The organism is Paenibacillus sp. QJM3NY_38 (assembly GCF_056173265.1).
On the sequence record NZ_CM149665.1, the window covers coordinates 5,096,006 to 5,108,861 of the forward strand.

At 52.1% G+C, this 12,856-nt stretch carries 11 protein-coding genes and 1 tRNA gene; 4 read left to right on the top strand and 8 right to left on the bottom strand.

The annotated features are described in order from the left end of the window. Positions 1-186: 186 nt before the first annotated feature. A tRNA-Leu gene (locus AC0VZ8_RS23580) sits at positions 187-270 on the bottom strand. Positions 271-451: 181 nt separating this feature from the next. Between AC0VZ8_RS23580 and AC0VZ8_RS23585 the strand changes: the two genes are divergently transcribed. Then, complete coding sequence (locus AC0VZ8_RS23585; RefSeq protein ID WP_475484609.1) at positions 452-871, top strand: YhjD family protein; 420 nt, start codon at positions 452-454, stop codon at positions 869-871. 82 nt (positions 872-953) lie between these two features. Here the strand turns inward: AC0VZ8_RS23585 and AC0VZ8_RS23590 are convergent, their stop codons facing one another. The 4 genes from AC0VZ8_RS23590 to AC0VZ8_RS23605 form a co-directional block, all read right to left on the bottom strand. Then, positions 954-1,283 (bottom strand): carboxymuconolactone decarboxylase family protein, encoded by a 330-nt coding sequence (locus tag AC0VZ8_RS23590; RefSeq protein WP_071221734.1) that lies wholly within the window; start codon positions 1,281-1,283, stop codon positions 954-956. A 70-nt stretch (positions 1,284-1,353) separates the two neighbouring features. Next, a complete protein-coding gene (locus tag AC0VZ8_RS23595; protein ID WP_071221735.1) occupies positions 1,354-1,572 on the bottom strand; it encodes a hypothetical protein in 219 nt (72 codons plus the stop codon). Positions 1,573-1,689: 117 nt separating this feature from the next. Beyond that, complete coding sequence (locus AC0VZ8_RS23600; RefSeq protein ID WP_071221736.1) at positions 1,690-2,019, bottom strand: hypothetical protein; 330 nt, start codon at positions 2,017-2,019, stop codon at positions 1,690-1,692. A gap of 218 nt (positions 2,020-2,237) precedes the next feature. Beyond that, complete coding sequence (locus tag AC0VZ8_RS23605) at positions 2,238-2,807, bottom strand: xanthine phosphoribosyltransferase (protein ID WP_071221737.1); 570 nt, start codon at positions 2,805-2,807, stop codon at positions 2,238-2,240. Between the two features lie 249 nt (positions 2,808-3,056). On the opposite strand from AC0VZ8_RS23605, the gene AC0VZ8_RS23610 reads away from it, so the two are divergent. Next, positions 3,057-4,103 (top strand): YkvI family membrane protein, encoded by a 1,047-nt coding sequence (locus AC0VZ8_RS23610; RefSeq protein WP_475484610.1) that lies wholly within the window; start codon positions 3,057-3,059, stop codon positions 4,101-4,103. 48 nt (positions 4,104-4,151) lie between these two features. On the opposite strand, the gene AC0VZ8_RS23615 is transcribed toward AC0VZ8_RS23610, so the two are convergent. Genes AC0VZ8_RS23615 through AC0VZ8_RS23625 form a run of 3 tightly spaced genes read right to left on the bottom strand, consistent with a single transcriptional unit; the run spans position 4,152 to position 9,814 of the window. Continuing rightward, positions 4,152-7,364: an AAA family ATPase gene (locus AC0VZ8_RS23615; RefSeq protein WP_475484611.1), complete on the bottom strand. Its 3,213-nt coding sequence runs from the start codon at positions 7,362-7,364 to the stop codon at positions 4,152-4,154. Continuing rightward, positions 7,361-8,668 carry a metallophosphoesterase family protein gene (locus AC0VZ8_RS23620; protein ID WP_475484612.1) on the bottom strand — a complete coding sequence of 436 codons (1,308 nt, stop codon included), beginning with the start codon at positions 8,666-8,668 and terminating at the stop codon, positions 7,361-7,363. Before AC0VZ8_RS23620 ends, AC0VZ8_RS23615 begins: the two co-directional genes overlap by 4 nt. A gap of 9 nt (positions 8,669-8,677) precedes the next feature. After that, positions 8,678-9,814 carry a glycosyltransferase family 4 protein gene (locus AC0VZ8_RS23625; RefSeq protein WP_475484613.1) on the bottom strand — a complete coding sequence of 379 codons (1,137 nt, stop codon included), beginning with the start codon at positions 9,812-9,814 and terminating at the stop codon, positions 8,678-8,680. A 109-nt stretch (positions 9,815-9,923) separates the two neighbouring features. On the opposite strand from AC0VZ8_RS23625, the gene AC0VZ8_RS23630 reads away from it, so the two are divergent. Then, positions 9,924-11,087 carry a GGDEF domain-containing protein gene (locus tag AC0VZ8_RS23630; protein WP_475484614.1) on the top strand — a complete coding sequence of 388 codons (1,164 nt, stop codon included), beginning with the start codon at positions 9,924-9,926 and terminating at the stop codon, positions 11,085-11,087. Positions 11,088-11,338: 251 nt separating this feature from the next. Continuing rightward, positions 11,339-12,670, top strand: coding sequence for an RsmF rRNA methyltransferase first C-terminal domain-containing protein (locus AC0VZ8_RS23635; RefSeq protein ID WP_475484615.1), 1,332 nt, complete (start codon positions 11,339-11,341; stop codon positions 12,668-12,670). The last annotated feature ends 186 nt before the right edge of the window (positions 12,671-12,856 follow it).

The following is a 12,856-nucleotide window of genomic DNA, read 5'->3' on the forward strand; positions in this document are numbered from 1 at the left end:
CGTCGGCTTTCTTACTCGCAGCTGCTTTCTCCGCAGCTCCGCGGTAATTTTGACCTTGTCGGCGTTGGCTGTCAACGGCATCGCATTATTTTGGTTAAAGTCTTTCATCCCGCCCCATCTAAAATCTCAACACAAAAGAAGCTCGTAAACTGCTAAAAAGCAAGTTTACGAGCTTCTTTATAAGGATGCGGTCGAGAGGACTCGAACCTCCACGGGGGTTAGCCCACACGGACCTGAACCGTGCGCGTCTGCCAATTCCGCCACGACCGCGTATCATGTTCATCGCTATTAGGAGACAAGTCCTTATCAGCGGCGACAAGATATATAATATCACGCTGCGCAAAATGAGTCAACACTTTTTTTAAACTTGATTAAAAACCTGTTTTTCGGTTAAAATAAGAACATAAGTTCTCATTCAATAACCATTTTCTATATAAAGGCGGTGATGTTGATGGCCATACCGGCTGTTACGACGGAAGAACGTGCATTGATCAAGAGTTACCTGCTGCTGATGTTCATTCATAAGGTGTTTGAAAGGGATTGCCGAATCATTCAGGAGAGCGGTGTCTTCAAGAGCCCTCAATTGTATGTAGAGATTGTGGGGAATGGCGCCAAGCGTGCTGCTGTGCTTCTTCGTGAGGTGAAGCAGGAATTCACCAAGCGGGCGATCAAGGTGTATGATATTGGACAAAACCAGGATGGAATCCAGGCACGATATGCATGTCGGGGTTACATTGGTTCGATGAACATTCTATGGCCATCCTTCCGTGAGGAGATGATGGACCGCATGCGAGCCTATCTTGGGCTGGTTTCGCCCGAGACCGAGTCCTCTGAGCAAACCCATCCTCCTGCCGCTGTTTACGCCCGCTAAATCGCTGCCCTTAAACAGAGAATAACCGTCTCCCCACTGAACATGAATGCTCCGGTTGAGACGGTTATCGCTGACACGTGAATCAATGAAGATTATGCTGCACGCGGGTCAATCCCTGCGAGAGGGCATGTCCCGCACTGGCGGCAGACGCCACGGCTACTGCCTCCATAATCTGAGCATCCGAGGCTCCCTTCGCTCTGGCTTCTTCCATATGATAGAAGGTACACAGCTCATTATTGGCAAACAGTCCGATTCCGAGCGCGATCAGTTGCTTCGTTCGCTCATCCAGTTCGCCATCCTGAAAGCAAACGCCGGTGAACTGATGATACGCTTCTGCCATTTCCGGCATGCTCTGCTTCAAATTCAGAATTTCATTCTTGTAAGCCGAGACCTTGTCATTGGACATTTCCATAAACCTAAAGCACCTCTTCCACAAAAATTTGATGCGAGGTTAAGTTGTCCGACGTGTTCGAGATCTATGCCTACTCTTCGATCGGGCTTACTCTTGGTTCCTTTTTAAGCTGGTAGCTGTAACGGCGATCCAGTTTAACGACCCGCCGATTTCTGCGGCGTATAATGACCTGCTCCGGGTCCCAGGCTACAACAAAGCCTATAATATCATTGGTCTCCAAGCCGTCCCGTACAACCCGGACCAACTCGCCGGAGAGCCGCAGCTCATCGAGTCTTTCATCGCTAATCATCACCATACCCCCTTCATAAACTTTGTGCAAAAAAAGACCTAAATGAGATCATTTAGGTCTTTTGAATGCGTTGCGATATCGACAAACATCCCGACTAAGAGATGTCCTATATACCCATTAACGCTGTGCCGGCTCGATACTGTCATTCTTCTCGTACCAAAAATCCAGAACGGTTGAAGACATGACACGCTTCTCGATATATTCTACCTGCTGAGGCGTAAACTGTTCCTTCCATTCGAAGGAAACCTCCTCACACAATCCGGCAATCGTCAGCAGTTCTGACCAGGCAACATAGCGTTTGTACCAGAAAAACTGAGGATGTTCAATCATATAGGGATATAGATCATCAAACTCCGTATGTTTACAATCCAAAGCACGTTCAAAATGTACCTTTGCTTCATTCAGCTTCTCAATCAAAAACGGCTCGGTTACAGGTTGTTTCCCCATGGTGCTGCCTCCTCTCTCTTGCCTACCTCTTTATTATAAGCGAAAATCTTGGAGGCGAAAAGATTTTGTTGTGATTTTAGGCTGAAATCCACTTAAAATTGACTACGAATTTACACGATTACGCACGGCAGAGGCTAGGGTACAAACGTTCATGTCGGAAGTCCTGCCTTTCGGCTCTACTCCTGACATGCCATGAAGCGGTTGGTATATTCCTAAACCTAGCTGAACGTAATCTTGCCGTCCTCAAGCGACGATATGGTGACCAGCGATTCCACATGAACATTCTGTTCGCGCAGCGTTCTCGCTCCGGCCTGGAAGCTCTTTTCAATCACAACGCCAAGCCCGATTAATTCTGCCCCTGCCCGTTCAATAATCTTGATCAGGCCTCTTGCAGCGTCACCGTTTGCGATAATGTCATCAATGAAGAGCAGTTTATCCTCTTCGCCGATAAATTGGCGTGATACCATAATGTCCGTGACAATGCCCTTGGTGAAAGACGGAACCCGCTCACACAAGGCGTCTGGATCGGCGAGCAGCGTTTTTTTGCGCCGGGCGAATACCATCGGAACTCCCAATTCAAGCGCCGCGGCAAATGCAACAGAAATGCCGGAGGATTCCAGCGTAACGACCTTGGTCACGCCGCTCTCTTTAAATCTAGCCGCAAATTCCCGGCCCATATCCATAATTAATGCCGGGTCTACTTGATGCGTCAGCAGGGCATCCAGCTTCAGCACTTGATCCGACAACACGACACCTTCTTTGATGATCCGCTCTTTCAACCAATCCATCCAAAAGACCTCCCACGATTCCTTTGTCGTAAAAGTAACATATTCCTCCCTGTACGGCAAGTACAAACGGTGACTCCGTCATTTAACTGTACGGTTCCCGTCAGAATTCCTGACATTGATCTCCTTGCCTGGCCATCATCATGTACATGCCTCCGGTAAGGACCTGGACAGGTAGGAGTCATGTCCCAGCTGAGCCAAGCATACCTTGTACTAAGCAGAACGTATTAACTTTCAAGGGGGATGCGGGGCTTGCGTAATTCTGTTCGTGTTTTACAGATCGCCTTTACATATATCGGAACCATCGTTGGCGCTGGCTTTGCAACCGGACGTGAAATCCTTCAATTTTTTACCCAATATGGACACTGGGCTACACTTACCATTCTGCTAGCGACAGGAATATTCATTTGGCTCGGCACAAAAATCATGACGATATCCAGGCGGATCGGGGCCAAATCCTTTGAGGACCTGAACAAATTCCTGTTTGGAGAGAAAGCCGGCGTCTGGATCAGCCTCTTTATGTTTGTCATTCTGCTCGGAGTGAACAGCATCATGCTTGCCGGCGCCGGCTCTGTTTTTGTGGAGCATCTGAATCTGAGCTATCAAACCGGATTGTTTGTCACGATGATCGGAACCTATTTCATTCTCAGAAAAGGCATCCAGTCCATCATGACAATGAACAGTCTTGTTGTGCCCATGATGCTGACCTTATCGCTTGCGATTATTTCTCAGACGATTCAAACACCGGGTGCCACCCGATTCTTAACCTTGACTACGGACCATACCCTGCCTTCGGTTTGGCTGGCGCCCCTTCTCTACACCTCCTTTAACCTGGTAATGGCAATGCCGGTGCTGGTCCCGCTCGGCAGCCAGACCAAAAGCGCGCGTGCCGTAACCTGGGGAGGCATCATTGGAGGTACGGGCGTAGGGTTTATGCTGATGGCGGCGCATTTTGCGATGTCCGCGCATATGCCCGGCATTAGTCAATACGAGATCCCGATGGGCAGCATCGCCAACCAGCTGGGCTGGGTCGTGCAGATCATCTATCTCATTCTGATCTTCCTGGAAATTTTCAGCACCTTCGTGGCCAATATCTACGGGATTACCCTGCAGGTTCAGCAGCGAACCTCGCTGTCGCCCAGAGTGATTACCCTTGGTATCATGGTGTTCTGTTATTTCTTCAGCCAGTTCGGCTTCAGCTCCTTGCTCTCTCTCCTCTACCCGATGTTCGGGGGACTGTGTCTGCTCTGGGTGCTCCGACTGACTTTGTTCGGAACCCCCCAATTCAGGGGGAAATAAAGGGGCTATCCCAAAGGTAAGGTAAACCTGCCTTTGGGAAGCCCCTTTTTACGGCTGCATCGTGATGAATCGCGCACCCGGTATGAGTTTCATGGTTTGCTCCGCTACATGCCGATGACACGTCATCATTACGACTTGCCGGTCCTGCGATAATTCAGAAAACAGTTCGAGCGCATGTCCGAGCCGTTCGCCGTCAAAATTAACAAACAGATCATCAAGCAATAACGGCACCCCCGATGCATGCGGCATCGATTGGATCAAACCGAGCCGCATCGCCAGATATAACTGCTCCGCCGTACCGCGGCTTAACCGGCTGCTCTCCACCAATTCACCACTCGGGCGCTCTGCCAGCAGGCTCTGATCTCCCATCCGCATGACAATCCGGCTGTACATCCCGCCGGTCAGCATGGAGAAATAGCGGGAAGCCAGCTGCAGCACCTGCGGCTGTTTCTCCTCCTCGTACATACGGCGCGTACGTTTGATAAATTCGGAAGCCATCGAACGTACCGCATATTGCGAGACTAATTCCCGCAGGGCGGTGCGCTGCTCCTCCAGCTGCTGCAGGGCGAAATCCTCGTTCCCCGCTGCTTCCAGCGACTCTCTCTCCTGAAGCAGCCGCCCCCGCCGTTCCTGGAGCTCGTCCCGCAGGTGGAGCGCAGCGGATACGGCTTCCTCCTTCTTCATGCATTGAGCATCAAGTTCCGCTGCATCCGTCAGCTCCAGCAGCTGTTCAAGCTGCCGTTGCCCCCCTTCATCCCATCCGCTGAACATGGTAATTTCGTGATGGCGGATCGTGCGAACAAGCTCCTCACGACGCTTCGCAGCAGCTCCCATACGAAGAAAGGTTTCTTCGTCTGCCGATTGGGATGATGCAATCAGAGCTGCTTTGCGCAACTGCAGCCCTTCCCGCTCATCTGCAATCGCAATCCCCTCCTTGCGCAGCTCTTGAATACGCTCTGCAAGGACATTCCTCTGTCTCGATTCCTCTTGATAGGACTTCCATCTGGAATAGACGTTACCGAGCTCGGCAACGGCTGGAATTCGGTTGCCGTTAACGTCACCTTGGGGATCCGCCGCAAAGATCTCATGGCATTGGATGATATAATCCTCCGCCTCTTTTAACAGCACGTCCATTTTCAGTCCAAGCGATTTCTGCTGCCGGATCAGCTCCTGCCCCTGCTCCACTTTGACGAACACGTCCAGCATAACGTCAGGCGATAGACTCTGCGGGAGTGATCGGGACATAAGCCAATCCTCCCACTGCCGCTCCAGCTCCAAATATCGCTTCTCTTCTTGATCAATAGCGCCCTGAACCGTTTGTAATTCAGCCGCTTGCAGCGCAGCTTTCTCCTCAGCACCCGCACAATCGGATGTCAGTCGATCCAGCCGCTGCCGCCATGCTTGCCAGCCCTCCATCACGGATCGAAGCTCGCGCATTTGAGCCTCCACCATGAAGGGGTCGCGAGCCAATGCAGCGTTTTTGTCCCTTCGACTGCCCGGAATCGTGCTCGCTGCTACCGCCGCATATGGGTCAGAGACGAGACTGGAATAGAGCTGATCTATATGTTCCGTTCCCTGCACGTCTTGAATAGGGGTCTCATTCGAAGCTGCACCATGAACCTCCCGACCTCTTTGACCGCTCCAGAATACATAACCCATACCGAGCAGCATCACGATGCCTGAGACCACGGCAGCTTCCGAGGTTGACGTCCATAACAATACGGCCACCAACAGGAATGTCATAACAGCCATTCCCGCCAGCAGACCCGCGTGCATCCCAGGTAGACTGCCTCTTCCCGATGGGCGCGTGGAAGCAGGCTCAGGCTGAGTCCGGGTCAATCTCCGTTCGCGCCAGCGCTCAATCTCCAGCTGCAGCTGATTCCACAGCACAGCGGTCTCCTGGGGCGCTGCCGACTTAATCATGGCAAATGCCTCTTGTCCCCGCTCCATCTCCTCGCGCAGCTGCCGCCTGGCTTCCCGCAGCGCCGATTCGGCTGCCGCCGCAGAACGCTGGGCCCCGCGCTGTTCAATGAACAGCGCCTCCATCCGGCGATCATACCCGGCAAAGGCCGCACTGATACGCCGGACCTCCTCGCGCTCTGAAGCGGATAAAGACAGAGCCAGCAGCTCCTTCCGTGTCCATGCCGGGTCGATATCCCGAAGCAGCTGTTCCAGCCGGATCTCCTGAGATTTGTATTCGGTCGTAAGCTCGGCAAGCTCCCGGTTGGCGGCTTCGTGCAGGCTGCGTTTTGCCCAGAGTTCCTCAATCTGTTCGCCATACTGCTCCATGAACGCATTCAGAGGGAGCGCTCTCAGCTTATCCTCCGCATCCTCGATCGCCCGCTCGGCGCGAATCGACTGGGTGAGGAGAAGGCGCTCTTCCTCCTGCATCTTTTCGTATCGGGGGATTCCATCCGGAGGAAAGTTGTCACTGTCCATCAGATCCTCTAATTCCAATCTGGCCTCACGCCATTCCAGCCAAGCCGGACGAATGTCCTGCGCTTTTCGAAGGAGCAACAGATCCTCGGCGTCCCGGGTGCGATCCTGTTCCAGAAGATTCAACCGTTCCTGTATTTCCAGAATGGATGTAACGGTCTCGTTATAACGGGAAACGTACGTCTTGCTCTCCGAAACCCGGGTTCTTAAATGCTCGATGGCTTGCAGCAGCTTGGCGGTATGCTGAACCTTTCCGCGCGGCTTATACAGCTTGTCCATCTCCTGGGATAACTTGCGCTCGGCTTCCAGTATATTGGCCCCGCCGCCGATTCCGGCATGGAACAGGTAACCGCTCATCTCGGCAGATTGCAAACTGCGGATTTCCTGCAGCTCGCTTAACGAGATGGCAAACAGCTGACGAAACATATCCTTGGACACACCGCCCAAAGCATATTGCTCCAGCTCCTGTTGTCCAAGCTCAATTACAATTCCATTATCCGCTAGTTTATGAATATGTACGCGCTCGCCCCTGCCGGTGGCTGAATTCCCTTCTCTGGACCGGTTGTAGCGCCGAACCACCCAAGGCACTCCCTCCTTATCCAGAAACCGCAGCTCGCCGCCGTGAATGCCTTCCTCCGAAGGCTCTCCGCGTTCTGCAGGCGAGCCCTTGCCAGGGAATCCGTACAGCATGGCTCGGATAAAATACAGGACGCTGCTCTTCCCCGCTTCATTCGGCCCATATAGCACGGTGACAGGCGCATCTATCTCAAGGCTCTTGTCCCGAACAGCTCCAAAGCCTTGAATGTTCATCCGCTCTAGTCTCATGTTCCGACACCTTCCCCTTGCGAACGTTCGCGCAGCAACAACCCTAAGGTCAGTTCCTCCGCTCTGCGAACCCATTCCAGCAGTTCCTCCGGACTGATCTCGTCCAGCAAGGAGCGGATTTCCGCATGCTCAAGCAGAGGCTCCAAGCTTTTGGCAACAACCCCGCCAGGATCTTGAACCCGTTCCTGTTCCCCTCTAACAAGACGAAGCAAGTCCCCTGCAAAGCTGTCTTCCGCAAGCAGCCTCTGCCTATCGATCGCATCTCCGGAATGAAGCGAGAAGCTCTCGATCCAGACGCATCCCCGATAGCCGCATGTCTGTCCCTTCGCGGCCTCTCTTCTCCGCAGATCGGTCAGCAGCTCATCGAGCACATATCCGCCTTCAAGCTGACGATGAACCGGACCCCGGCCCGTAATCCGAACGCGGATCATGCTCAGCCCATCCGCGTTCTCTCTGCTTATTTCGGTGAGAATGGATTCCAGTGAGCGTCTCCATTCATCGACGTCCTGACAAGAATCCAGAGGCGCTTCAACGATGTGCCAGCGCATGGAATCGAGCTCATGGAAGCTCAGTTTCGTGTTGGAGCTCTCATCCACATCGACGATATAACATCCCTTGGGTCCCGTCTCCCGGACATGACGTCCCTGGATATTGCCCGGATACACAATATAAGGAGATTCCTGCAAGGTTCGACGGGAGTGAATATGCCCGAGCGCCCAGTAATGAAATCCGGACTGGATTAAATCCCTTTTCGTACAAGGTGCATAGGTTTCGTGTTGGGGATCCCCATCCACGTTTGCGTGCAGAAGTCCGATATGGTATAGCCTGGATGACGGGGCAGGATAACGTATTGCAATATTATCGGTTACCTTCGAGGTCGGATACGACATGCCCGTAATGACCGCCACTTCTTGATGATCCGAGCGGCGAACGGCCGTTACGCTTGCAGGCTCCGCCCCAAACACATGGACATGGGGAGGCAGCGCGATGCTAAGCTTGGTGCTGTCGAGTGGATCATGGTTGCCATGGATCACATATACCGCAATCCCTTTCATTCCCAGACGGTTAAGGGAATCCAAGAAGCGAAGCTGCGCGCGCAGCGAGATGTTGGAGCTGTCGTATATATCCCCGCTGATGACAATAAAATCAACCTGCTGGTCGATGGCGAGCTGAACGAGCCTTTCCAGCGCACGGAAGGTCGATTCCTGAACGTACGAACGCAGAGTGTCATCGAGTCCGCTTATCCCGATAAACGGACTGTCCAGATGTAAATCCGCAGCATGCATAAATCGAAAAGAAGCCATAATCGATCCCTAACTCTCTATCTTAGGTTGAAATTTCAAATACATTTTTTTCAGTTCATTCACGGATCGGGACAGGGAATATTGATTCTTCGCCTTATCCGAAGCGGTCCGGGCAAGCTCGTAGCGATAGAGCGGATCACTGATGACCTTCTCGAGCGCAACGCTGAGCGCTATCGGATCCTCCGGAGGTACAAGCAAGCCGTTTACTCCATCCTCGATCTGCTCCGCGATGCCGCCGACATCGGTACCTACCAGCGCAAGACTGCTAAGCGCCGCTTCCGCGAACACCGAGCCGAACGCCTCCGCTCTCGAGGGCAGGACAAAGATATCAAAGAACGGCATGAACTCCTCGGGGTGCAGCGTATATCCGTAAAAAATCGTCTCCTGGTAGATGCCGAGTGTTTTGGCCATCTCCTCAAGCTCCTGACGGGAAGGCCCGTCGCCGATAATATGAAGGACATAATCATATCCTTTGCGCTTCAGTTCCGCGCAGGCTTGGAGCAGAATGTCCAACCCTTTTGCAGGGACCAGACGGCATACCGTAATCAACTGCGGCACTGCATTTTCATGAGGCACCGGCTTAAACCTTTTATCGTCAAATCCGTTATGGATTACCCCGATCGATTCGGGTTCATTCACGTACGGAGCCATGTAAGCCTTGAAAGAGTTCGACACCGTCAACAGACGGTCGCTGATATATTCAAGCTCCTTATATAAAGAGACCAGGAATCTGTGCTCCAGCCCACCTTCTTTGATTCTTCCGTTGAGGATGAGCTCACGCTCGTAACTGGAATGCACGGTTTGGATGAGCGGAACCTCTGGGAATACCGCTTTCATCAACATGCCTGCAATCGGATGATGGCTATGGATAAGATCATAAGGCTTTTGAAGACGCAGACGTGTCCACCACAGGTAATCCCGGTAGGTTTGAAGGTATTTGGCCACTACGGCACTCCCTTCAAACTCTTTCCAATCAAAAGTGTGGAATATCGGATCCTCCTGGCCTTTGTTGCGGATCCGCTTGGGCAGCCAGAACATCTCCATCTCCCAACGGGATGAATGAAAACGCTCCTGCAAATAAGGAATCATGGACGAGACGCCGCCTGGCTGTTCAGGAGGGAAGAATAATGCTTGAAGAAGTTTCATGGGGATCCCCCTTTCTCTAAATCTCTTTTCAGATTCTTTTTCGATATGATATATTAGAACATATGTTTCATGCAACGAAAAACCTATCTCTGCTCAGGAGTGAATCGATTTGTCCTATGAATTGAGCTACTGGTCCACTTCTCCTCTACCCACCATATTTGCTGTGTGCGGAGCCTATATCGCACTCATGATGCTGATCATGTGTCTCTTTATGTACAGCAAACAACGCAAGAATGCTTACATATATATGGCGGCAGCCTTCTTCTTCATTATGACATACGAGAGTTTGAACATCCATTCGGCTTGGACAGGAAAATCTGTTTTTCCGCCGGAATCGGACATCCTCCGTTTCATTCAGCTTTTTTCGTTTGTCCTGCTGAACGTCTCGGTTGTCATGCTGTACCGTAAGATCAAGACCATGCATTATTGGCTTCCCTTGTTGTCAGCCCTACTTCTTATGCTTCCGCTCATTCTTCCCTCATTTCTTCCTTACACCCTGGACCCGATATGGCAAAGCATATATTTTGATGGTTTTCAGCTCGCTGCGCTCTACCTGGCTTATACCCAAGTCACTCCGCGGATCGGACAACCGATCAAATATGCGATTGGACTTGCCGTCTACGCCATCTCGGCAGTTCTGCAATCTATCCATACCTATTCCGGCGGCCTGTCGCCTGCGTTTCAGGGACTCGCTCTCGCTCTGCCGGTGCTCTTCTACAGCATCGTGTTCTTCATCCTGTTCAGACGCATTGTGGAGCTGATGCAGTCCATCTACCGGTCTGCCATTACGGACGGATTAACAGGACTATACAACCGCAGGCATTTTATGAAGTATCTGGACCATTACGCCTCGCAGGAATTGAAAATATCCACTATCTTCTGCGACATCGACAATTTCAAGAAACTGAATGATACCCAAGGCCATGCCCGAGCCGATGAAGTGCTGAAGCAGGTCGCGGCCATTATGGAGGAAGAGCTTGACGGTATCGGGATTACCGGCCGGTATGGCGGCGAGGAGTTGGTGGCCCTGGTGGTTGACCGCAAAGTCAAACCGGCACAGGTCGCCGAGAGCATCCGGGCCAGAGTGGCAAGCGAGAGCATCGTCACGATCAGTATCGGCTACAGCGTACTGCGCAAAGGCGTTCGCGGCGATGAACTCATGAAACAGGCCGACAAAGCGATGTATCATTCCAAAACGACCGGCAAAAACAAGGTATCCGATTACCGGTCCTTAACAACCTCATCGACCGAACCAACGGAATCCGCCGGATGACTCTGGCGCAGGCTGCTCACGATATAAAGTGGGCGGTCTTTTTTTTGCTTGACATTTCTTTACTACGCCTGCGGCATCATGATAAACTAATGACCGATTCCTTAAAGACAGAGAAGAAATGACGCTGAACCAGGATTCTTTTGCCTTTACACTGCAGCATGTACCTTATTCTAAAGAAGGAGCAATCTAACGAATGCGAAAGGAACTATTACCTGTTGGCTTTGTTGCCAGCATAAATGATATTCTCGGGGATGCCTCGTGCGATTTTTGGGACAGCTTACGATTTGCCCCGCACCCACGGGCTGCGCCTTAACCGGCTGAAAGCGGTTCATGCCGCAGACAGCGTAAAAAACCTCATCCGGCAATTCAAGCTGACGCCCGTGCCCTGGTGTGATACCGGATACTATTATGATGAAAGCCTGCGTCCAGGCAAACACCCCTATCATGCCGCTGGACTATATTATATTCAGGAGCCCTCGGCAATGTCCGCAGTCGAGCTGTTGAATCCTCAGCCCGGAGAGACCATCCTGGATCTTGCGGCAGCTCCCGGCGGCAAGACAAGCCATATTGCCTCCAAAATGATGGGCCGGGGACTGCTTGTCTCCAATGAGATCCATCCCGAACGGGCACGGATTCTGGCCGAGAACGTGGAACGTATGGGAATAATGAATACCGTCGTTACGAGTGCGGCACCGGATCAGCTATCCCGCCGTTTCGTTGCCTGCTTTGACCGGATCATGCTCGATGCGCCATGCTCCGGTGAAGGCATGTTTCGAAAGGATGCCGCAGCGATTGAAGAATGGTCTCCTGAACATGTGGATCTGTGCGTTGCCCGGCAGTGGGTCATAGTTCAGGAGGCGTACCGGATGCTCAAACCGGGAGGAACCTTGGCTTACTCCACCTGTACGTTCAATACGGCTGAGAACGAAGAGATGATTGAGCGTATTCTTTCGCATTATCCCGATATGGAGCTGCGTGAAATGAAGCGATTGTGGCCGCACTTGGAACGGGGGGAGGGGCATTTTGTTGCCATCTTGGTCAAATCGGCGGCTGCCGAAGTTTTAAATGAAGACCTAGCATACTCTTCGGTCAGCAGCAAATCCCCGGCCAAATCCAACCGGGGCGGCAAAACAGGACCTGCGCTTTCGGCATTGGCCGACTTTCAAGACTGGGCAAAGCAGGAACTACCCGGCTTTGAGCTTGACTTCGGCACTCCGATATTGTTCGGCGAGGAACTGTACTGGCTTCCGGTCAGCGAGAGCTGGGCATGGAATGACAAGCAGCTGAAAGGCTTGAAGATGCCGCGCGCTGGTCTGCATCTGGCTCACCTGAAGAAGAATCGAATCGAACCGGCCCATGCTCTTGCCATGTCCTTGCATCCTGGCCAAGCTGCCCGCAGCTGGGATCTGCCTTCAGATTCAGCCGAGACGGCTGCTTATTTGCGGGGAGAGGTGCTCTCCATTCCTTCCGAATACCGGGGCTGGACGTTGGTCACCACGGATGGATTACCTCTGGGGTGGGGCAAGGCCAGCGGCGGACAGCTCAAAAATCATTTGCCCAAAGGTTTGCGTAACCCCAAGTAACGCTTCTATTCGCAGTTTTATAATGAATGATAAGCCGATCCGAACCGAATACTGTATAACATAGTTCAAACGCGTAATTAAAAGGGGCGTCTCTCTGCATTACAAACAGAGAGACGCCCCTTACTTCATCCACCTAATCAAAACCGGATGCTTTTTTCCTCAACTTAGGCTGCATCCTTATCTTTA